This is a genomic window from Thermogutta hypogea (genome assembly GCF_055386265.1).
This window is the reverse complement of the sequence record NZ_AP042425.1, coordinates 3729975-3752046: the sequence shown is the minus strand read 5'-3', so window position 1 is coordinate 3752046 and position 22072 is coordinate 3729975. Positions and strand designations below refer to the sequence as shown.

Here is a 22072-nt window from a genome sequence, read left to right as displayed (position 1 = left end):
ACCTCATCCGGGGCGGCGCGAGACGCGGGAACGGAGTCTCTGCACGATGCTATTACGGCTAGTACGGAATTCGATCAAGTTCACCACCCCCGCGCGGAATCCCCGCCGGCAAATCGCGGTCATGCTTCGGTACCCGTGGGCCGCGCTGTTGGCAGGCTTCGTGCTATTCAGCCTCGGCCTGACTGCGGGGGGATGCGTCAAACCGCATGGATCGACGGACGCCGGGGCCGCGTCCGAAGTCGGGCAGGCACGCCGGGAAAGTCCGACTCCAACCCGAACGACAACCGAGGCCGACACCGTCCCGGCCCGGGCAGCTACCGCGGCCGCCGAGACGGCCTCACCCTGGGTCCAGCCGCCCCTGCAAGGCGAGAGCGTCGCCGCCGGTCCCTCGCAGCCGGCGCCCGACGGATCGGCCAACGCGATCCCGGGCACGCCTTGGGTTATGCCGGAGGGCTTGGTCGCGGCACCGTCGTCTTTGCCGGAAGGGGCGGCGATCCCGCCCGTCCCCCAGCCGTTCGGCCCCGCGGGCGGAGTGAACCCCGAAACGGCCGTTCCCGAGGCTGCCGGTGAGGCGATGCCCTCCGAGAGCGATGCGCCCGCCGGTGTTCCGCCGCTCGCACCCGTTTCACCGGGCGCGGCGACGGCGACGGAGGGGCTGCCCAACCCGTTGCGGCAAGGGGCGCCGCCGGTAGTACCGCCTTCCGATAGCCCTTCGCGGAGTTCCCCCGCGGGAGAGACGCCTGCGCCCACCACGGTCGCCGCACAGCCGGGGTTGCCGCCCGGCCCGCTCGGCTCCCCGCCGGCCGCGCCGATTTCCGGCAAAAAGGACGAACGACGTTTGGAACGGCCGCCCTTCGATCCGATCGCGGAGAACGGAGAGTTCTTCGTGGGCTGGAGCAAACCGGAACTGGCCTTGGTCATTACGGGCCGACAGGACGGCTACTTCGAACCGTGCGGCTGCGCCGGCAAGGAACGGATGAAAGGCGGACTGAGCCGCCGCCACACGATGATCCGGCAGCTTCGCGAGCAGGGCTGGCCCGTCGTCGCCATGGACGTCGGCGGCTTCATCAAGGGCTTCGGCAAGCAGACCGAAATCAAGTTCCAGATGGTCCTCGACGCCTTGAAGCAGATCGATTACGACGCCGTCAATCTGGGGAAAAACGACCTGCGTTTGCCGGCCACGCTGTTATTGTCGCTGATTGCGACGGGGGACGATCAGGCGAGCCGCTTCGTCTCGGCCAATACCGCCCTCTTCGCCTTCGACGCCGATCAATGGACCGCCCGTCGGATCATTCTGGAGCGGGGCGGGGTTCGCGTGGGCATCACCTCCGTGTTGGGCAGGGGATACTACGACGAAATCCACAACAACGACATCGCCTTCAAGGACCCCGAAGAAGCCCTCGCCGAAATCGTGCCCGAACTGGAGCAGCAGGCGGACCTGCGCGTCCTTTTGGCATACGCGAAAGAGGAAGAGGTGCTGAGCCTGGCTCGCCGCTTCCCGCAGTTCCAAGTCGTGGTCGCATCGGACGGTCCGGCCGAACCGCCGGGGTCGCCGCAGTTCGTGCCGGGCACCCGCACGATGCTGGTCCACGTGGGAGAAAAAGGGATGGCGGCGGTCGTGCTGGGGATTTTCAACGATCCGCAGAACCCGATCGCGTACCAGCGTGTCATCCTCGACTCGCGCTATCCCGACTCGCCCGAGATGAAGCAGGTGATGGTCAACTATCAAAGCCAACTCGAGGCATTGGGGCTGGACGGGCTGGAGATTCGCGCGGTGCCGCATCCCCGGCGCGACGTGCAGGGCGAATTCGTGGGTTCCGAGAAATGCGCCAACTGCCACGAGAAGTCGTACGAAATCTGGCGGAAGAGCGGCCACGCCAAGGCATGGGAGACCTTGGTCCGCCTGGATCCTCCCCGGATCCATGATCCGGAGTGCATCAGTTGCCACGTGACGGGATGGCATCCTACGCGATATTTCCCGTACGAATCGGGATTCCTTTCGCAGGAGCGGACGCCCAAGTTGATCGACGTGGGGTGCGAATCGTGCCACGGCCCGGGCGGCGAACACGTGGCGGCGGAAATGGGCGGCGACGTCGCCCGGCAGCAACGGGCGGCGCAAGCCATGATCGTCACCAAGGAGGAAGCCGAAACGTCCGAGGCCCATTCCTGCCGCAACTGCCACGATCTGGACAACAGCCCGGACTTCGACTTCGCCAAATACTGGCCGTTGGTGGAGCACTACGAAAAAGAGTAGTCGCGGCGGACCGTCTCGCGCCGGTCGTTCCGCGCCGCCGAAGTCTCGCGTCCCTCACTCCCGCGCGTTAGGCTAAGAAGGGGTGTCCGCGGAGAATGGTGCGGCGAGATGGCCGAGGCTTGGCGATGCAATCATTGCGGGGAACCGCTTCCCGAAGGCGATCGGGTCCCGGGAGCGCGGATCCGTTGCGCTCGCTGCGGGCGATCGTTCACGCTGGTGGCCCGCGCAATCGGTGCCGCGGCCGCGGCCGCCGGTAGCGCTGCGGAGCGTGCGACGGAGGCTTCCCAGGCGGCGGACGTCCCCGACCGGCCCCCGGTTTTCACCCCACCCATCGGCTCGGCGGACGATCCCGTGTTGAGCCGCTACCGTCGTCGCGGGCGGACCGGCGCGGAGCATCTCCTCGGCGAGCGAGCGCTGCGGATTTGGATCGGGTGGGCGGTGGGCGGACTGGCGGCAACCGTCCTCGTCTTCTTCTTGGGATGGAATTGGTGGAACAGCCGGGGCGCGGCGGGCTCTGCCGACCCCGCGCCGGCGCGGCTTCCGCACGGTGATTCCCAAGCTCCGCCGCCGCTGCATTGGTCGCCCCGCCAACCGGTCGTCGCCAAGACGTTGATCCAAGCCCGGGAAGGCGTCGTCAAAATCGAGGTCCCCGTGGAGGGCGGCACGGTGATCCAATCCGGGACGGGTTTCGTCGTGGACGCCCGCGGCTGGATCGCCACCAATTACCATCTCATCGAGCAGATCAACGAGCGTGCCCAAGTCCGCTTCTCCGACGGCAGGACCTACCGCCTCAAGGGCGTCGTGGCCGAGACCCCGCACTACGATCTGGCCATCCTGCAATTGGCCGAACTGCCGGTGCGCTTGACCGTTCTCGACATCAGCTACGATCGCACGCCCGAGATCGGCACGGAAATCTTCTCGCTGGGTCACCCTTACAACGTCGATTTTTCCCTTTCCCGAGGTATCGTCAGCCGGATTCTGACCACGGCCGAGCTGCTGCAAAACTTTCCCCAGCACATCGTGGCCCAGATCAAGGCCCCGCAAAACATGGTTTGGATTCAGCACGATGCCAAGATTTCTCCGGGCAACAGCGGCGGTCCGCTGTTGGACGGGACGGGGCGCGTGCTGGGCGTGAATACCTTTGTGCACCGCTTGGCCGAATACGGTTTCGCCTCGCACGTGCGATACCTGCGGGAGACCGTGCGGGGGGCCGGGGATGAAGTCCGCCCCTTACCGCCCGCCCCGTCGATCCGACCGCGCGACGTTCCGCCGGAACAGGTCGTCGACACCCGCCTCTTACGCCCCTTGTGGGAGAAAGCCGCCGCGATGAGCTGGGCTCCGCAGAACACTCAGGAATACGAGATCTTGGCCGAGTGGGCCAGGTTGGCCAACATCGTCAAGTACTTGCAAATCCGCGGCGACATTCCGCCCGGCGTCCCTCCCCAGGTGATCGACCAAGCGGCGACGGAGGCCGACAACCTCTTCGCGGGCCTCGATCCGAACGAGATCGACGACGAGTCGGCCCGGCGCTTCAACGCGTTCGCGGAGGAACGCTTGGCTGCGCCCCAGCAAGGCGTCGTCTTGGTGGGTACGGTCGCCGCGCTGCCCCCCGGGGCCGTGGTCGTCTCCTGGGGAGACAAGCAACGATGGTTGCTCCTGCGTACCCGACCCGATTTCACTGCCGAGGTGCAAGCCCGGCTGCTGGTGGCCGGATTGACCACCTCGCAGGCGGCGGAGGTCCGATTCGGCGAGCAAGGCGAGGTCACCCTGATGCCGGTCATCATGGCGATGTTCGTTGCGGAGATACCGGCCTCTTCCCCGTGACCGAACGTGGGCGAGGGACGTGGAACATCGCCGCGCGGACGCCGCCTGCAATCGGCTCTTCGCGGCCGCGGTTCCGTCATGCGCCCTACCGCGGAGATGCGGCGATCCGGCCGCCCGGAGTTTTCAATCGCAACCAAAAGGGCGATATTGGTGGCGATGGAGATACCCATCCGGGAGGCCGGCCGCATCTGGAGCGCCGTCGCACACGCCCTGGGCGGAAAAGGGCCGTCTCTGAGACCGAAGAAGGGAGTTCCGCCATGAAGACACCCGATATCCGGCTGCTGGTACCCGGCATCGCCCTGCTGGGGATCTTGTGGTCGGGCATGCTGCCGGGGCAACAGGCCGCGCCGCCGGCGGCGCCGCCCACGGAGAATCGCTCCGACGAACAAAGCCGGCTTCGCGACTCGATGGATCAGCGCCTCCGCGAGGTCTTGCGAACGACGTTGCCCGCCGGTTCGGTCCCTCGTTCGCTGACGGCAGCCGTGAGCGGAGCGGGAAGCGGCGGCAGTCGGGCGGAGATCGTCACCGCGTATTGGAAAGCCGTGCGTGCGGCGGGGGAGGTGGCGGCGGCTCAGGAGGCCGTCGATCGCCTCCAAGCGTTGCAACCGGCTCCCGCGGACGCCCCCCTGTTGCAAGGTTTGCTTGCCCATGCCGAGGCCGCGCTGCAACAGGCCAAGGTGGCGCTCAAGACCGCGCAGTATCGCTTGGCGGGGGCCGTGGGGTCGCCCATCGAACAGGGACTCCCCTTTCCCAGCGACATCCCGCACACCGGCGGTTATCGGACCTACTTGGAACGGCTGCTGCCCGCGCAGGCGGCGGCCTGGGAGCTGCGCATGCTGGATCGCACGTTGCCCCTGCGGCGGCAGGCCATGATCTTGCACCATGCGGCGGCCCGGGCGGCGGAGGACGCCTGGTCCGCCTATCGCGACGCCTACCTGGGCGGCAGCGCCGTGGGGCCCTCGCTGTTCCGCGTGTGGAAGCTGCTTTGGGAGGAGGAAGTCGCGTTTTTCGCCGCCGCGGAAGACTACAACTTGGCCGTGCTCGGGTTCGCGTCACGGGTCGCACCGGCCGACCTGACCGCCGCTCAATACGTGGGGATGCTGATCGAGACCGCCGCGAGCAGTTCGAGCGACGAGAACCGGGAATCGGGCACCGGCGGCGAGACATCCGGCCCGGCGGCCTCGCCCGGCGCACCCTCCGGCAACAGCGGCGGTTGGACGCCGGCGGATTCTTCGGGCAACGGCACGGCGCATCCTGCGGCGCCGGTAGCTCCGCCGCAACCGTCCGGTGCGGAATCGAGTCCGACGCCCGCCCCGCCGCAACCGACCGGCCCCGCAGCGCTCCCATCTTCCGATCCGCCGACGAACGTCGTCCCCGGCATTCCGGCTCCGGCCGCCGAATCGCCCGGCTTACCGCCGGTCCCTTTCTCGTCGCCGGGTGCCGCGGGCCTGCAAGCCCCCGGCGGAACATCGGCGAGCGCGTCGCAAGGGTCGGCAATGCCGGCGTTGGGAGTTGAAGAGGCCTCCGTCCCGGCGCCGGTGGACGCATCTCGGACCGAGTTCGCCGAGCTCCCCGCGAGCCGGGCCGCACCGACGACGTACCTCTCGGAAACGGAGGACGGGTCCTTGCCGCCGCTCGTTCCGTCGGCCCCGTATTCCGGCAGCGGAGCCGTGCGCCGCGTGCAGCGGTACGCCGCGCCCGATGCCGTGTCCCCGGATCTCCAAGATGCCTCCGACGACCCGGCGCTGATTGTGGACGCCCTGCCGACGTTGGCGTCGTTGTCGGCGGTCGAACAGAACCGGCGCTTGGCGACCCTGCTGTTCGGTCGCAAGATTCTTCCCCCGCAGGCCGAGGCGACGAACTTGACGGACCGGCTGCGGGGATGCCCTGCCGCACAACGGCGGGAGCTGCTGTCGTCCTACTGGGAGACCGCGGAGCGCAAGGCGGAGTATATCATCCGGATGCAGCAGACGATCGTCTTGGCGGAGCTTTTTCCGGCCGCGCTCGAGCAATGGTCCCGGCCCGGCGGCGCCCCGGCCATGTTGGAATTACAGGCCGCGCGGACGGCGGCGGATGCCGCTTTGGAAGAGGCCCACCGCGGCTTGATCGAGGCGGCTTATCGGCTGGGTGCCGTGCTGGAACGCAATTCCGACGTCCTGCTCATCCCGGCCGGCGCGCCGTACGTGGGGCCGTATGCGGCGCGTGCCGAAGCCTTGCCGGCGTCCCTCCGTGCCCGGCCCGACATCCAAGCGTATCTCGCGCGACTCGACGGTGATTTTCGGACCCTATCCCATCAGGTTGAGGCTGCGGCGGCCTGGGACCGTGCACGCCGTGCGGCGGAAGGCCGATTCGTCCAAGGGACGGGATCCCTGGGCGACGTCTTGGAGCTTGCCGACGCCGAGTTTCGCGAATTGCTGCGCTACGCGGCCGCGGCTCATGCGTACAATAAGTGCATCGCGGAATACGTCCTGACCGCCTATCCGGATTTGGCGCCGGACGTGTTGATCGCGGCACTGGGCGCGACGGGTGCGTGACGCGCGGCCGAGGGTTCCGCGGCGGCGGCCCCCGCCGCTTTTTGCAGGGACGAAACGGCTCGGGCGAGGCGCGCCGCCGGCCCCATTTCGGTTTTCTGCGCATTGCGACCCCGCAACGGCATCATGAGCGAGCATATGGTTTTCGGCCTCGAATCGCCCGCGAGCCTCCTCCGCGCCTCGGAGCGCGAGCAGGGATCGGGCGGCGGCACGGCGACGGTGAAGGGACCCGTCCGGCTGGGCGGCCTGACGATCTTTCCGCCGCTGTTTCAAGCCCCGATGGCGGGCTACACCAATTACGCGCTCCGGCAAACGCTTCGCAAATTGGGCGGCGTCGGGCTGCTGTGCACCGAGATGGTCAGCGCTCGCGGCTTTCTGGAAATCGATGCCCGCAAGCAAAGCTATCCCGAACGGCTGTGGGGCGTGCGGGACGAACCGCGACCCTTGGCGGTGCAGATTTGGGACAACGAGCCGGACAAGCTGGGCGAGGTGGCCGCCCGCATCGTGGACGAGTTCCGCCCCAGCTCGCTGGACATCAATTTCGGTTGTCCGGCCGAGGAAATCACGCATCGCGTCTCGTGCGGTGCGTTCCTTTTGCAGTTTCCCGAGAAGGTAGGAGAGCTGACGGCGTCGGTCGTCCGCCGCGCGGCGCCCGTGCCCGTCACCGCCAAAATCCGTTTGGGCTGGACGGACAACACCATCAATGCCCCGGAAACGGCGGAGGTGCTGGAGCAGGCCGGGGCGGCCGCCGTCTTCGTCCATGCCCGTACCGCGCAGCAGAAATATCGCGGCACCGCCGACTGGGACCGAATGGCCTCAATCAAGGCCCGGTTGCGTCGCATCCCCCTGATCGGCAACGGCGACGTCCGGACTTGGGAAGAGGCGGTGGCGGCTTTACGGCGGTTTCCCGTGGACGGGGTGATGATCGGCCGGGCGGCGATCTCCCGGCCTTGGCTGTTCGCGCAGGCGGCGGCCGCCTTGGCCGGACGCCCGGTCCCGCCCGAACCGTCTCCCGAAGAACAGCGCGATCTCCTCCTCGAGCTATGCCGTTCACTGGCCGAACAATTCGATGCCCATCGCGCCGTGATCTTGATGCGGAAATATGTTTGCCGGTTTTGCCTGGGCCGCCCCGGCGCCAAAACCCTAAGGACGCAAGTCTCCGCGGCGTCCGACATGAAAGCGCTGATCCGCGCGGTGGACGCCTTCTACGCGGCCGCGAGCGAGGCGGAATAGAGGGAATGGAGGCGGAATCGACGGCCCGGTCCCGGCTTGCAATCAGGAACCCACGCGCCCGTACAAGACCAAGGCGGAACGCTTTTCATCAAAAGAGGTCCGGCATGGAGACCAGGAGCGCTCTTCCTCCGGACGGCAGGATCGCGGGGCACCTCGTGCTCAGCACGTGGCATTTCGGCAAGACGGCCAATCGGGCGGCCTGGGAAGCGTTGATGCGTCCCGGTGCTCAAGCCCTGGACGCCGTGGAGGCCGGTTGTCGCGCCGTGGAGGCCGATCCCGAGGTTACCAGCGTGGGCTACGGCGGCATTCCCGACGCGGCAGGCGATGTGACCTTGGATGCCGTGATCATGGAATCGCCGGCACGGTGCGGCGGGGTCGCCTATCTGCGGGGCTTTCCGCACCCGATCTCCGTTGCACGCCGCGTCATGGAGAAGACCCCTCACGTCCTGTTGGTCGGCGCCGGAGCCGAGGACTTCGCGCGGCGCGAGGGCTTCACGCCGCAGGAACTCCTCACGCCCGCCGCGAAAGAACGCTGGGAACAGTACCGGCGGGACCGGGGCCGAGGGCGGCCGGCGGAGCATGGGACCTCCGAACGCGACTCCGCGACGGCAGGCCACGACACCGTGGGCGTGCTGGTCCGCTTGGCCGACGGGCGGTTGGCGGGCGGATGCTCGACCAGCGGCTTGGCCTTCAAGCTTCCCGGCCGGGTCGGCGACTCACCGATCGTGGGTCACGGACTGTACGTCGATCCCGATGTCGGGGCCGCGGTGGGGACGGGGCACGGCGAGCTGATCAGCCGGGCATGCGGCACGTTCCTGATCATCGAGGAAATGCGTCGCGGGAACGATCCCCTCGCGGCGATCGAGACGACCTTGGAGCGAATCGCCCGCGCCTGCCGCCCTCTGCCGCAGCAGCAAGCCGCCTTCTTGGCCGTCACCCCGGACGGGCGTTGGGCCGCAGCAAGCCTGCGGCCGGGTTTTCAGGCCGCCTTGCGAACGGACGCCCTCGATACGCTCTTGCCCCCGCAAAGGGTCCTTTTCGGCGACGGTTAACCTCTTCCCTAAGACAAAGCCGCCACCGACGCGGGCCGGTGGCGGCTGGTAGGGTTCCCTTTGCGTGATGACGCCGGCGGCTTTGCGTCAAACGACGCCTTGGGCCATCATGGCGTCGGCGACCTTCACGAAGCCCGCGATATTAGCGCCGGCCACGTAATCGACATATTCGCCCTTCCGCCCGTATTGCGTGCAGGATTCATGGATGCGGACCATGATGTCCTTCAGTCGGGCGTCGACCTCTTCGCGGGACCAGAATTGCCGCATGGAGTTTTGGCTCATCTCCAAACCGCTGACCGCCACACCGCCCGCGTTGGACGCTTTGCCCGGCGCGTAAAGGATCTTCGCTTCCTGGAAGACTTTCACGGCGTCCAGCGTGGAGGGCATGTTCGCCCCTTCGCCCACGCAGAAGCAGCCGTTCTTGAGCAGGGTTCGGGCATCCTGCTCGTCGATCTCGTTTTGCGTGGCGCACGGCAGGGCCACGTCGCAAGGGAACTGCCAGGGCCGCGAGCCCGGGAAATATTGCAAACCGGTCTCTTCGGCGAAGACTTTGATCCGGGCGCGGCGAACGTTCTTGATATCCATCAGCAGGTTCAGTTGCTCGGCGGTAAAGCCCTTGGGATTGAAGACGCTGCCGTCCGAATCGGAAAAGCTGATGACCTGGGCGCCGTAGGACATGGCCCGTTCGGCTGCGTACTGGGCCACGTTGCCGGACCCGGAAATCGTCACCCGCAGCCCCTCCAGCGAGCGACCGCGGGTCTTCAGCATTTCCTGCACGAAGTAGATCAAGCCGTAACCGGTGGCCTCGGGGCGAATCAGGCTGCCGCCGTAACTCAGGCCCTTTCCGGTCAGGGTGCCGCTGAACTCATTTCGCAATTTGCGATACATGCCGAAGAGGAAGCCGATCTCGCGACCGCCCACCCCGATGTCGCCCGCCGGCACGTCCAAGTCCGGGCCGATGTGGCGGAACAGCTCGGACATGAAGGCCTGGCAGAATCGCATGACCTCGTCGTCGGTCCGCCCCTTGGGATCGAAGTCCGAGCCGCCTTTGCCGCCGCCCATGGGCAGCGTGGTCAAGGCATTCTTGAAGACCTGCTCGAAGGCTAGAAACTTCAAGATGCCCAAATTGACGGAGGGGTGAAACCGCAAACCGCCCTTGTAGGGACCGATCGCACTGTTCATTTGGATGCGGAAACCCCGATTCACACGCACGCGGCCCTGATCGTCCACCCACGACACGCGGAAATGGATGACCCGCTCCGGCTCGACCATCCGCTCCAGCAAGGCCCGTTCTTTGTACTTCGGGTTCTTTTCCAGGAACGGCCAAAGGCTCTCGAAGACCTCCGTCACGGCTTGATGGAATTCGGGCTGGCCGGGGTCGCGGGCCAGCACCTTTTCGAGGAATTGCGGGAGCGATGCGTACGTGGCTGGATCGGTCATGGGTCTCTCTCCTCAGGCACCAAAGAAAAAATCTGAAACGACCGGAAGCGGTTCGCCCCGACATACCTTCACCCCAAGCGCAAGCGCGAGGCCGAGGGTCCGCCGGGGTAGAAGTCCGGCCCGTGGCCGAAAAATCTGCGCGAATAGGACGGAAATGAAGGCGCCCGGACGGCAGACAATACCAAAACCTCGTGATTTTCGATCGCCGCGAAAGAACTGTCAACGGGGGGGCAAAGGAAGATCGGTTGCCGGCCCCGGAAAATCCGCCGGAGGCGCCGGAACGTCCGACAATAGATGCCAACCCTGGAGCCACCAGCGTAAGCTGGTGGTGCGTGCTGCCGTTGGTGCGTCCCGACGCTGAGTCGTGGGCAGCGCCGGAGACACCTCCAGCTCACGCTGGAGGCTCCATAACGCCCGTCACCTCCAGCTCACGCTGGAGGCTCCAAAACGCTCGTCACCTTCACTTTCGCTGGAGGCTCGAAGGATTCGCAATCGAATACGCTTCCCGCCTGGAGGTTCCTCGCGCCCGGCCGGGGCGGAACTTGCATCCTCACGCACCATTTCACGCACCGTCATCTTTCACGATTACGGACTTCTGCGATACCATGGGGCTTGTGTAGAGGTTCCCGATGGGGCTTGCGTCGAGGTTTTTACGAGCGAGGGCGAAGGCGTGAAGCACATCCTTGGAATCATCGTTGTAGTCAGCGTGGGCCTTGCGGCGGTCGCTTGCGGATTTTGCCGGGCCGAGGAGTCGGCGTCCTGGCCCGATGCGTATGACGTGCAGTGGTCGAGCCCGAGCGAGAATTGTCGCGGCTCGATGCCGTTGGGGAACGGGCGGGTGGCGCTCAACGCCTGGATCGAGGCCGACGGTTCGCTGCTCTTTTACATCGCGCGATCCGACGCCTGGGATGAATACGGCAGGCTTCTCAAACTGGGCAAGGTACGTGTGAAGTTCGACCCCGTGCCCGACACGAAGTTGAACTTTCGCCAGCGATTGCGACTGCGTGACGCCGTGATGGTCGCCGGCTGGGGAGAGGGGCAAGAATCGGTCGCCGTCAGTCTCTGGGTCGATGCCGCGGCGCCGGTGATCCATGTTGAGGCGGAGACCGGCCTTCCCACCGCCGCCGTCGCCGCGATCGAGTTGTGGCGGACGGAGCCTACCGAAATCCGGCATCTGGAAGTGAGCGACGTCTTGCTCGACCGCGACCATCCGGAGGGCAAGAGGGGAGCGATAATCGCCCGGCCCGACACGCTGCTCCGGGATTGGCCCCACGGCATCGGTTGGTATCACCACAACACGGAGTCGATCGGCCCTGCGTGGACCGCCCGCATTCAAGGGTTGGACGACTTTCCCCGGCCGGATCCGCTCTTGAACCGCGTGTTCGGGGCTGTAATCACGGCCGAGAACGGACGGCGGCTCAGCGATCGCGAGCTACGGACGGAGCGGGGAACACGGCATCACTTCGCGATCTATGTGCATAGTCAGCATCCCGCGACGGGAGAGACATGGCTTGATTCTTTAATGGACGCCAAGAGGGACTATGAAGCCGTGCCGATAGAAAGGCATCGGGAGCAACATGGCCGCTTGTGGCAAGAGTTTTGGTCCCGCAGCCGAGTAATGATTACCGGAACGACGCCGCCTGCGGCCCCGAGGTGCGTTCCCGCGAATGAGCACCCGATCCGCTTCGGCATCGATCAATCCGGGGGGAATCGGTTTGTCGGCGAGCTGGAGCGCGTGACGATTTGGAATCAGGGCCTGGACGATGCCGCCGTCGCGTCGTCGGCCCGGACGCCCGCCGGGCAACCGCCCGCCGTGCCGGGCGCGATCTTCACCGGCGCGCCCGCTCCCGGCGCGACGCTGGAGGGTTCCGCCGACACGGATTTCTCTCGGGGCATGACCCTGGAGGTTTGGGTCAAGCCGGAGCGACTTCCGCCGGGGGGAGGCCGTCTGGTCGATAAGACCACGCCGGGCCGGAACAACGGATTCCTCCTCGACACTTATCCCGGCAATAGTCTGCGGTGCATCGTGGGCGACCGTATCTTGCAGCTACCCGACGCCTTGCCCGCCGGTGAGCGGCATCACGTGGCCGTGACCGTCGCCCCGGTTGCCGGGGAGATCAAGCTCTTCCTCGACGGTGCCGTCGTGGCTCGGCAGCGCTTCGAAGTCCTCGATCCGGCCTTCGTCGTAAGCCGCGGCTATTGCCTCCAGCGTTTCATCACGGCCTGCGCCGGCAAAGGCCCGTACCCCATCAAGTTCAACGGCTCTTTGTTCACCGTGGCGTGGCCTCAAGGCGAAGGAGACGCCGACTATCGCCGCTGGGGACCCGGCTATTGGTGGCAGAATACGCGGCTGCCGTATTATGCGATGTGCGCCGGCGGCGACTTCGAAATGATGCAGCCGCTGTTTGATATGTATGCCCGGGATTTGAAACCGTTATTCGAACATCGCACCAAGAAATACTTCAGTCACGAGGGCATGTTCATTCCCGAGTGCATCTACTTTTGGGGCGACGTCTTCAGCGAGACCTACGGCTGGCAGCCGTTCGAGGAGCGGGGCGAGGACAAACTCCAGAGCAGCGGATGGCACAAATGGGAGTGGGTCAGCGGCTTGGAGTTGGCCTGGCTGCTCCTGGACTATTACGAATATACGGAAGACGAGACGTTTCTCCGCCGCACGGCCCTGCCCGCCGTCAACTCCGTGTTGGTCTTTTTCGACCGGCACTATCCTCTGGGAGACGACGGCAAACTGGTGATGCATCCGGCCCAAGCCCTGGAGACCTGGTGGGACTGTACCAACCCCATGCCGGAAATCGCCGGCTTGCACGCCGTGACGCGGCGTCTCCTTGCGCTGCGCGAAGACCTCACCTCCGCGGAAGATCGACGATTCTGGCGAGAGCTGCAAGGCAAACTGCCGGACCTGCCGATCCGCGAGGAGGACGGCGTCCGCATGTTGGCTCCCGCCGCGCGGTTCGCCAATAAACGGAATATCGAAAACCCCGAGCTCTACGCCGTCTTTCCCTTCCGCTTGGTGTCGTTTGAGAAGGAGAACCGCGACCTCGGCGTCGAGGCCCTGCGGCGGCGGCCGGATTGCGGACACGTCGGCTGGCGGCAGGATGACGTCTTCATGGCGTACTTGGGGCAGGCGGAGGAGGCGCGGGAATACGTGACGGCCCGGGCGGCCCAATGGAACGGGGAATCGCGCTTCCCGGCGTTTTGGGGGCCGAACTACGACTGGGTTCCGGATCAGGACCACGGGTCGGTGTTGATGATCGCCGTGCAAAGCATGTTGATGCAGTGCGAAGGCCGCCGGATCTTTCTGTTGCCGGCTTGGCCGCGGGATTGGAACGTTCAGTTCACGCTGCGTGCGCCGTACCGCACGGTGGTGAGCGGGGAATACCGGGACGGCCGGCTGCGGGTGCTGGAGGTTTCGCCTCCCGAGCGCCGAAGCGACGTGGTGCTGCCCGCCGAATGACGCCGCGACCGCCGCGCGTCGGCCGCCGGACGTACATTGTGCCGGTGCCGACGCGCTATTCCGCAGTCCGTTCCACCTTTCTCAGTCGCGGAAACGTCGTGATCAGAAAATACAGCAGCGGCAAGGCTCCGACCACGATGATGATCGTGTCGGGGACGATCCGCCAATTGCCCAAGGTCTGGATGATGGGCAGATCGTAGAAGGCGGCGCTCCTGGCCCACCAAAAGCCCAAATCGTACGAGTACCAAAGCTGATACAGGCCGATCGGCAGCAGTCCGGTCAGGAACATCAGGAACAGCCCGCCGTTCAGTCCCCAAAAACTGACCATCAGCAGCCGATCGTTCCAGTACTTGTTCTCGACCAGTCCCCGCCAAGAGAACAGGATCAAGGCGATGGCGAGCATGCCGTACACGCCGAAGAGGGCGGTGTGGCCGTGATTAGCCGTCATATACGTGGCGTGCTCGTAATAGTTGATGATCGGCAGATTGATAATGAAACCGAAGATCCCGGCGCCGATGAAGTTCCAAACGCTGCTGGCGGTGAGGAAATAGAGCGGCCAGCGGTAGGGGAACTCGCGGCCTTCGTCCTTGATGGATTTGTATTCCATCCATGCGCGGACGACGAGGAGGATCAAGGGGATCGGCTCCAAGGAACTGAACACGCCGCCGATGGCCAGCCAAAATCCGGGGCCGCCGAACCAAAAATAGTGATGGGCGGTGCCGGGAATCCCGCTGATGAATACCAGGATCGCCGTCAGATACGCCACCCGCAACGCCGACTGGGCCGAGACCAGCCCTAGCGTTACGAGGAACAGCGAGATGACGCCGACGCCGAAGAACTCGAAAATGCTTTCCACCCAGATGTGGACGACGAACCACCGCCAGTAGTCGGCAATCGTCATGTGGGTGCCGCGTCCGTACAGGAGGCCGAATCCGAAGAACAGGACCACGAACACGGCGCTGAACACGTAGAACAAGAGGAGCGCGCGGCGATCCGCGGCCTCTTGGGTTTCGTCGGCTTGGCGCCGGAGGACGGGGACCATCGCCCGATAGACCACCACGAGCCAAAAGATCAGGCCGCCGAACAGCAGGATCTGCCAAACGCGGCCCAATTCCAGATATTCCCAGCCTTGGTGGCCGAACCAGAACCACCACCGGTCCAAATACCCCTTGATGCCCAGCACTTGGCCGACCAATCCTCCCACCGCGACCGCCACCGCCGCGACGAAAAGGATATTGACGAGCGTGCGTTGTCCCGTTGGTTCCTTGCCCGCAATCAACGGGGCCAAATACACGGCCGTACCCATCCACGAAACGGCGATCCACAAGATGGCCAATTGCAGGTGCCAGGATTTGGCCCAACTATACGGATAGACTTCACCGATGATCTTGACGTAGAAGCTGCCCGGGTGGACCGTATAGTGAGCCAGCAAACCGCCGTTCATGATTTGCACGATGAAGAGCAAGCCCGCCACGAGAAAGAACTTGGCGCTGGCCCGTTGGCTGGGAGTGACGGGGGACTGGAGCAGGCCGTAAGCCGCGGGCACGGCCTGCGACTCGCCGTAGAAAAAGCCGTAACGGTGCACGATGTAGACGACCAGCCCCAGCACGGCGAATAGTGCGAGAATGGACGCCACGCTCCAAACCAAGGCGTCCGTGGAGGGGTGGTTGCCCACGATGCGGTCGCTCGGCCAATTGTTGGTGTAGCTGTAAGGAAGCCCGGGGCGATTGGTGACCGCGGCCCAGGCCGTCCAGAAGAAGAAGTCGGCCAGATCGCGCCGTTCCTCGGCCGTCGGCACGGTATTCGGCAGAAAGCCGTAGCTCGGCTCCCCCTTACCGAAGACTTCGTCCCAGTACATCCGCATTTGCTCCAGGGCGTAAGCCTGGGCGGGAACCAACTCCAGCGTTCCATTCTCGGCCTGATAGCGGTTTTCCTTAAGGAGCCGAGCCACCGCGGCGTCTTGCTCGTCGGGTTCTCTTCGGGGTTCGGGCGGGAGTTGCCGATAGGCGTCCTGCGGCGCCTGACCGGGATCGGCCAGGTACTGTCTAATCAAGGCGGCCGCGCAATGCAACGTGTACGCCGAAAAATCCATCCCCCGCAGCGAGCCGTGGCCCCACACGCTGCCGTGATCCATCAGGCCGTAGCGCTGAAAGGCGTCTTGCCCGCGGCGGATGGCCGCGCCGTCGGTGATCTCCCGACCTTCGCTCACGACGCGATCGGGGATGGGCGGCACCTTGTCGAAGGCGAAGTACCCGCCGAGAAGCAAGATGGCCATGCTGACCACGAACGTGAGAATCGCCGCGTTCCTCAAGCCCTTCGTACTCATGGGTCGGCTCCTCGAATCACAGTGCCCGAAAAAGAACGTCCACCGGACGACGCATGGATCGGTCGTTTTTATCGCTCGTGTTTATCGGTCGAGGGGACGGCTCCCCGGCTCGCCCTGCGGCGTCGAAGGTCCGGAAGTGATCCCCAAGCGCTCGGCCAACTCCTCGGCCAGACGATGATACTTTTCGTGGACCCCGGCTCCGATTTCCTCGGCTTCGACCTTTTCGAACGCCGCGGCCAGCCGTGCTTGCTCCTCGGCGTTGAATGTCCGATCGGCCATGACGAACAGGACCTGGTCCTCTTTGTCGATGTGGTTGCGGAGCAGATTGCAATAGGCTCGGGCGCTTTGCGTGAAGGCGGCTAGTGCGGAAGCGTCGCCTGCGGTAAAGGCTTGCAGGGCGTCCGCCATGCGACGGACCAGCGCCCGCCCTTGTTCGTGCTCGTAGAGCATCACGCCCGTCGGGCCGCCTTCGCGGGGAAAGCCCTTGGCCTCCATGGCGGGAAAGAGATGCCCTTCTTCCTTGCCGTGATGGCATCGATCCGCGAATTCGCGAAAGAACTCCAGCATCAAGCCGGCGGCGGCGGAATCGAATCCCTTTCCGGCATCGGTCCGGTCCGCGGTTTCCTGGAGGCAATCGAGCACGCGCTCGATCACGCGATGCTCCTGACGTAACAGCTCGGTCGGTTTCATCATATTCATCCTCCTGGAAGGAGCGGGAAGGGTAAGGATGAGACACCGATCGCGAGAAGGCAGCTCGGCGATGGTGGTCGTCTTTAGGAACGAGATGTAAGCGTCGCGGACCACGGCCCAACGTTCGTGCAGGGGGCAAAGGCTCTCCTGCGAGCACGGGCGGCGGTCCAGAAAGCAATGCGACCATCGCTCCAGGCGGTCGATGGGGTTCACGACGTCGAAGAGGGTGATTTGTTCGGGCGACCGAGCCAAACGAAACCCGCCGCCCTTTCCCTTCTGCGATTCCACCAGGCCCTCGTTGATCAGAGATTGGAGCAGCTTGCCCAGATAGTTGCGGGGAGCCTGGATCTCGCCCGCGATTTCACCGGCCCCGAGGTAGCGCAAGGGCGGAGCTTGAGCCAGGAGGGCGAGGGCGGCAATGGCGTGCTTGGCGGTTTGTGAGATCATGGCTAAAACCATTGAATCACATGTTATTATATACGTTTGACGATTCTGTCAAGCGCTATTGCTAGAATTGGCAGCCAATTCGGGTGAGTCCGGCGGGTAGGCGTCCCACTACGCCGTGGAGTAGTTGGCGTAAATATCTATCCAATTGTGATTTGTGGTGTGATTTGGTTTTCCGGCCGCCGATCGGTCCGTTTTCCCGCGCTGCCAAGAGGACCGAGTGATACATCATCAAAATAGTAACTATTGACAGGCCAAAATAATCCGATAAAGTGGATATCGTTTATCGCATTTGTCGGAAGTAGGCCCATGCTGACCAAAACAACGCTCTCCGGAATGCGTGCGGTCACCTTGCTCGGTCTGAACGCCGCGACGCAACCGCTGTCGCCGCGAGCCATGGCCGAGGCCCTCGGCGAGTCGCCTTCCTACTTGGCCAAGGTGCTTCGCCACTTGGTTCGGGCGGGAATTCTCAAGGCGCATCGCGGTCCCAACGGCGGGGTTTCGCTGAACCGGCTGCCGGAAAGCGTCACGCTCTTGGCCGTCGTGGAGGCCTGCCAGGGCGTCATCCTGGGCGATTTTTGTCAGGGCGAAGTGGAGCCCAGCTTGACCTGCGCCTTTCATCAAGCCGGGATGGAATTGCATCAGGCGATCGTGGGCGTGCTGTCCCGCTGGACGCTCGCCGATCTGATTCGACGGCCGAATCCCGATCCCGCCGTCGCCGGCCGGGCGCCGTGCTGGTTGCAACCCTGCCCCAAGTTGCCCCGATCGGGCGTGCCCGCGGAAGAGCAGCCGTCGGTCGCCCGGGTACTGGAACCGTAGGGGTGATATTTTCGCTATCGCGGTAGCGAGGGCCATCATGTCCGGAGATCTGCCAATCCGAGTCCGCGTTCCCGAGGAGGGCTACCACCGCGGCCTCATCTCGTGCCAGGCGGCTTGCCCGGTCCGCACGGATGCGCGGGGCTACGTGCGGGCGATCGCCGCGGGACGTTTCGAGGAGGCCTACCTGATCGCGCGGGGGCCGAACCCCTTGGCTTCGATCTGCGGGCGGATCTGCGGCGCGCCGTGCGAGGCCGCCTGCCGCCGGGGCAAAGTGCCGCGAGTGGACGCCGACGGTCACTTCGTGGCCGAGGATCGGCCGATTTCCATTCGAGCATTGAAGCGTTTTGCGTGCGAGCAGGCGGGCGTGGAGGCGAGGACGCCTCAAGAGGTCCTCCGCGACTTGCGCGACGATGCGCCGGCCGTCTCGGCGGATGCGGAAGAGATGGCGGCCTGGATTCGCGCGGAGGCGGCGGGCCGCGTGATACCCGCCCGGGGAGAACCCGTGGCGATCGTCGGCGGCGGTCCGGCAGGGTTGGCGGCCGGCCACGACCTGGCGTTGATGGGCTTTCGGCCCACCATCTTCGAGGGCGAGCCGGTCCTCGGCGGCATGTTGGCGCTGGGCGTGCCCGCCTATCGCCTTTCACGCGAGTTGATTCGCCGCGAGATTGCCGTGATCGAGGCCTTGGGCGTGGACATTCGCGCCGGCTGCCGGGTGGGACGCGATCTCTCCTTCGCGTCGCTCCGCAAGGACTACGCCGCGGTCATCCTCGCGGTCGGCGCCAAGCAATCGCGGCGTTTGGGCATTCCCGGCGAGAACGGGCCCGGCGTCTACGGCGGCGTCGATCTGCTCCGCGCCGTTTCGCTCGGCCAAACGCTCCCCTTGGGAAAAAAGGTCGTCGTGTTGGGCGGCGGCAACGTGGCCTACGACGTGGCGCGGACCGTAGTGCGGCAAATCGCCTACGATACGGCCCGCACGGCCATGCGATTACGGCCCCAGGGAGGCGTCCGCTTGGTCTCGCTGGAAACGCTGGAGGAGATGCCCGCCGACACCCAGGAAATCATCGAGGGCGACGAGGAGGGCGTGGAGCGTTTGGGCGGCTGGGGACCGGTGGAGATTCGGCGGGACGGGGCGGGCGGCGTGACGGGCCTCGTGCTCCGCCGCTGCGTGCGCGTCTACGATGAAAACCGCCGATTTGCGCCCCAGTTCGACGATGCGCAGACCATGACGCTGCCCTGCGACACCGTCCTGCTGGCCGTCGGTCAGGCGACCGACTTGGACTTTCTTCAAGACGGCGGCGAAGACATTCGGCAGATCCGGCCCGGTTGGCCCGCCGTGGATCCGGAGACCTTGGCGACTTCCGCGCCGGGCGTATTCGCGGCGGGGGACTTGGCCCACGGCACCAAGCTGCTGATCGACGCAGTGGCTTCCGGGAAAAAGGCCGCGCGGTCCGTTTACCGGTACGTCACGGGGCGCGATCTCGTGCCCGATGCGACCACGGTGTTCTTGGTCGAGCGGCGTTACCGTCGCGAGGTCGGCTACGAGGCGATCCGGCGGCAAGCGGTGCCGACGGCCGATCCCGAGCGGCGCCTCGAGAGCTGGGAGACGCCGGTGGAATTGGGCTACGACGCGGCGCTCGCCTGCCGGGAAGCCTCGCGCTGCCTGGATTGCGCGGTCACTCCGGTTTTCGACGGCAATCGCTGCGTGCTGTGCGGCGGCTGCGCCGATGTGTGCCCCACGCGGTGCCTCAAGTTGGTCTCGTTGAGCGACATGGAAGGGGACGCCGATCTGGCGGCTCTGACCGATGCCCTCCTCGGCGAGGCCGATCGGCGGGAGCACAGCGCGATCCTCAAGGACGAGGACCGTTGCATCCGCTGCGCGCTGTGCGCCATGCGATGCCCCGCCGACGCGATTTCCATGGAGCGAGTCACACACGCCGTGAGTTGGAGGACGTGATGAGCGGAACCGATGCACAAAGTCGTTCGCGATTGGACCCGGAGCCGGCGCCTCGCCGGGATTTCCTGGGGATGTCGGCGGTAGGGGCGTGTTTGGGGGCTTCCGCCCTGGCCCTGGCGGGAATGCTCCGCCTGCCCAAGGTCGCGGTGACGGCTTCGCCGTCCAAGAAGTTTCGCGTGCACCTGCCGGACTCGACGCCGGCGGGCGAGCCGTGGGTACCGCCGGGACGCAACGTGGCGATTTTTCGCGACGCCGAGGGGGTGTACGCGATCTCCTTGGTATGCACCCACTTGGGATGCATCGTCACGCCCGGGGCGCAAGGCTTCGAGTGTCCCTGCCACGGCTCGCGGTTCAACTCCCAGGGCGAGGTGGTGGGAGGGCCGGCCCCCAAGGCCCTGCCCTGGCACGCCGTGACGGTGGAAGGTTCCGAGTTGCTGATCGACTTGGGCGAAACGGTGAAACCCGGCACGAAGGTCCGCGTATGACCGCCACGAATCCCGAAAAGACCCCGTTGTCCCAGTTCGTCGCCGATCTTCGGCGGGTGCCGCGCCGCGTGCTGGACGCGGCCTGGCGGTCGGGTGCTCCCACGACGGACCGGGCACGCGCGGAGTTCGTCTTCAGCAATCTATTCCTGCACATCCATCCGGTGCGCACGCACCGCTGGAGCCTGCGCTGGAGGACCACGCTCGGGTTGGGAGCGATGGCGACCGCCGCTTTCCTCTTGACCCTCGTCACCGGCGTGCTGCTGATGCTGTACTACAAACCGTATCCCGAGGTCGCCTATCAGTCCATCAAGGACATCCATTTCGTCGTTCCGACCGGGCGTTTCATGCGGAACATCCACCGCTGGGCCGCCAACGTGATGGTCGTCGTGGTGCTGTTGCACATGGCCCGCGTGTTCTACACGGCGGCTTATCGCCCGCCGCGCGAGTTCAATTGGTTGGTGGGCATGGGATTGCTGGTGGTCACGCTGGGGTTGTCCTTCACCGGCTATCTGCTCCCTTGGGATCAATTGGCGTATTGGGCCGTCACGATCGGGGCCAACATCGCGCAATCGCCGCGCGAAGTGACGGATGCCTTGGGAATTACGGGGACGTTCGATCCGGGCGGATTGCAACGCAAACTCTTGTTGGGGTCGGACGTGGTGGGGGAGGAGGCCCTGATCCGCTTCTACGTCCTGCACGTCGTGATCCTGCCGCTGCTGTTGGCAGTTCTGATGGGAGTCCACTTTTGGCGGATTCGCAAGGACGGCGGCTTGGCTCGGCCGGAGGACGCCGATGCCCGGCTCGGTCCGCAGGAGAACGTCTATCCCGTTTTCACCCAGGCCCCGCTCAAGACGTATCATCTGGCGGCGGTGGTACGAGGGCGCAGCCCGGTCGTGGGCAAGGGACCGGAGAACACGGTTCCCTCCATGCCGCACCTGTTCTACGCCGAGGCGGGCGTGTTCATGTTCACGGTCCTGATCTGCCTGGCGCTGTCGATCAGCCTCGACGCCCCGCTCAAGGAGCCGGCCAATCCCAACGTGCCGGAAAACCCCGCCAAGGCGCCATGGTACTTCTTGGGCCTGCAAGAGATGGTGGCGCACTCGGCGTTCATGGGCGGGGTAGGCATTCCCATGATCGTCGTGATCGGATTGGGGTTGATTCCCTTTCTCGATCGCGAGAGGGCGGGCGGCGGGATATGGTTCGGCGGACCCGGCGGTCCGCGATTGGCCCTCGCTTCCGCGGCCTACGGGCTGGCCGCCGTCCTGGCGGTGGAATCCTTTGCCATTCGCTTCGGCTGGCTGCGGCAGTGGTTCCCCGACATTCCTCAGCCGGTGATCACCTGTTTCAACCCGGGCACGCTGATCGTGGCCTTGTATGCCGGCTATTCCCTTTGGATCGTCAAGCGTTACCAATCGGCGCGGGCGGGAGCCGTGGCGCTGTTTACCTGCTTTCTCTGCGGATTCCTCGTTCTGACCGTGATCGGCGTTCACTTTCGCGGCCCCAACTGGGACTTCTATTGGTCGCCCGCGGATTGGCCCAGGCATTGAG

13 protein-coding genes are annotated in these 22072 nt (G+C 65.3%); 10 read left to right on the top strand and 3 right to left on the bottom strand.

What is annotated here, in order from left to right:
* Positions 1–46 precede the first annotated feature (46 nt).
* The 5 genes from ACZ5B4_RS13490 (at position 47) to ACZ5B4_RS13470 (ending at position 8894) form a co-directional block, all read left to right on the top strand.
* A complete protein-coding gene (locus ACZ5B4_RS13490) occupies positions 47–2254 on the top strand; it encodes a multiheme c-type cytochrome (protein ID WP_464911751.1) in 2208 nt (735 codons plus the stop codon).
* 108 nt (positions 2255–2362) lie between these two features.
* Positions 2363–4078, top strand: coding sequence for a S1C family serine protease (locus ACZ5B4_RS13485; protein ID WP_464911750.1), 1716 nt, complete (start codon positions 2363–2365; stop codon positions 4076–4078).
* Positions 4079–4335: 257 nt separating this feature from the next.
* A complete protein-coding gene (locus tag ACZ5B4_RS13480; protein ID WP_464911749.1) occupies positions 4336–6612 on the top strand; it encodes a hypothetical protein in 2277 nt (758 codons plus the stop codon).
* Between the two features lie 123 nt (positions 6613–6735).
* A complete protein-coding gene (locus ACZ5B4_RS13475; RefSeq protein WP_464911748.1) occupies positions 6736–7842 on the top strand; it encodes a tRNA dihydrouridine synthase in 1107 nt (368 codons plus the stop codon).
* 104 nt (positions 7843–7946) lie between these two features.
* Positions 7947–8894, top strand: coding sequence for a N(4)-(beta-N-acetylglucosaminyl)-L-asparaginase (locus ACZ5B4_RS13470; RefSeq protein WP_464911747.1), 948 nt, complete (start codon positions 7947–7949; stop codon positions 8892–8894).
* An 87-nt stretch (positions 8895–8981) separates the two neighbouring features.
* Here the strand turns inward: ACZ5B4_RS13470 and gdhA are convergent, their stop codons facing one another.
* Positions 8982–10334, bottom strand: a complete 1353-nt coding sequence (gdhA, locus tag ACZ5B4_RS13465) for an NADP-specific glutamate dehydrogenase (RefSeq protein ID WP_464911746.1) — start codon at positions 10332–10334, stop codon at positions 8982–8984.
* 670 nt (positions 10335–11004) lie between these two features.
* Here gdhA and ACZ5B4_RS13460 point away from each other — a divergent pair.
* The gene (locus ACZ5B4_RS13460) at positions 11005–13806 is read left to right on the top strand and encodes a DUF5703 domain-containing protein (protein ID WP_464911745.1); all 2802 of its coding nucleotides are present in this window, start codon (positions 11005–11007) and stop codon (positions 13804–13806) included.
* Between the two features lie 55 nt (positions 13807–13861).
* On the opposite strand, the gene ACZ5B4_RS13455 is transcribed toward ACZ5B4_RS13460, so the two are convergent.
* Both ACZ5B4_RS13455 and ACZ5B4_RS13450 read right to left on the bottom strand, forming a co-directional pair.
* Positions 13862–16132 carry a nitric-oxide reductase large subunit gene (locus ACZ5B4_RS13455; RefSeq protein ID WP_464911744.1) on the bottom strand — a complete coding sequence of 757 codons (2271 nt, stop codon included), beginning with the start codon at positions 16130–16132 and terminating at the stop codon, positions 13862–13864.
* Between the two features lie 81 nt (positions 16133–16213).
* Positions 16214–17269, bottom strand: coding sequence for an Rrf2 family transcriptional regulator (locus ACZ5B4_RS13450; RefSeq protein ID WP_464911743.1), 1056 nt, complete (start codon positions 17267–17269; stop codon positions 16214–16216).
* 306 nt (positions 17270–17575) lie between these two features.
* Here ACZ5B4_RS13450 and ACZ5B4_RS13445 point away from each other — a divergent pair, with 306 nt between their 5' ends.
* From ACZ5B4_RS13445 to ACZ5B4_RS13430, 4 genes are read left to right on the top strand one after another with little or no spacing between them, the layout of a single operon-like run.
* Positions 17576–18085, top strand: a complete 510-nt coding sequence (locus ACZ5B4_RS13445) for an RrF2 family transcriptional regulator (RefSeq protein ID WP_464911742.1) — start codon at positions 17576–17578, stop codon at positions 18083–18085.
* A gap of 37 nt (positions 18086–18122) precedes the next feature.
* Positions 18123–20039, top strand: a complete 1917-nt coding sequence (locus ACZ5B4_RS13440; RefSeq protein WP_464911741.1) for an FAD-dependent oxidoreductase — start codon at positions 18123–18125, stop codon at positions 20037–20039.
* Positions 20039–20524 (top strand): QcrA and Rieske domain-containing protein, encoded by a 486-nt coding sequence (locus ACZ5B4_RS13435; RefSeq protein WP_464911740.1) that lies wholly within the window; start codon positions 20039–20041, stop codon positions 20522–20524. The genes ACZ5B4_RS13440 and ACZ5B4_RS13435 overlap by 1 nt, the downstream gene beginning before the upstream one ends.
* Complete coding sequence (locus ACZ5B4_RS13430; RefSeq protein WP_464911739.1) at positions 20521–22071, top strand: cytochrome b N-terminal domain-containing protein; 1551 nt, start codon at positions 20521–20523, stop codon at positions 22069–22071. Before ACZ5B4_RS13435 ends, ACZ5B4_RS13430 begins: the two co-directional genes overlap by 4 nt.
* Position 22072 lies beyond the last annotated feature (1 nt).

Coding starts and splice junctions, on each gene's coding strand:
- ACZ5B4_RS13490 (WP_464911751.1), top strand. CDS start 47: ATGCTATTACGGCTAGTACGGAATTCGATCAAGTTCACCACCCCCGCG.
- ACZ5B4_RS13485 (WP_464911750.1), top strand. CDS start 2,363: ATGGCCGAGGCTTGGCGATGCAATCATTGCGGGGAACCGCTTCCCGAA.
- ACZ5B4_RS13480 (WP_464911749.1), top strand. CDS start 4,336: ATGAAGACACCCGATATCCGGCTGCTGGTACCCGGCATCGCCCTGCTG.
- ACZ5B4_RS13475 (WP_464911748.1), top strand. CDS start 6,736: ATGAGCGAGCATATGGTTTTCGGCCTCGAATCGCCCGCGAGCCTCCTC.
- ACZ5B4_RS13470 (WP_464911747.1), top strand. CDS start 7,947: ATGGAGACCAGGAGCGCTCTTCCTCCGGACGGCAGGATCGCGGGGCAC.
- gdhA (WP_464911746.1), bottom strand. CDS start 10,334: ATGACCGATCCAGCCACGTACGCATCGCTCCCGCAATTCCTCGAAAAG.
- ACZ5B4_RS13455 (WP_464911744.1), bottom strand. CDS start 16,132: ATGAGTACGAAGGGCTTGAGGAACGCGGCGATTCTCACGTTCGTGGTC.
- ACZ5B4_RS13450 (WP_464911743.1), bottom strand. CDS start 17,269: ATGATCTCACAAACCGCCAAGCACGCCATTGCCGCCCTCGCCCTCCTG.
- ACZ5B4_RS13445 (WP_464911742.1), top strand. CDS start 17,576: ATGCTGACCAAAACAACGCTCTCCGGAATGCGTGCGGTCACCTTGCTC.
- ACZ5B4_RS13440 (WP_464911741.1), top strand. CDS start 18,123: ATGTCCGGAGATCTGCCAATCCGAGTCCGCGTTCCCGAGGAGGGCTAC.
- ACZ5B4_RS13435 (WP_464911740.1), top strand. CDS start 20,039: ATGAGCGGAACCGATGCACAAAGTCGTTCGCGATTGGACCCGGAGCCG.
- ACZ5B4_RS13430 (WP_464911739.1), top strand. CDS start 20,521: ATGACCGCCACGAATCCCGAAAAGACCCCGTTGTCCCAGTTCGTCGCC.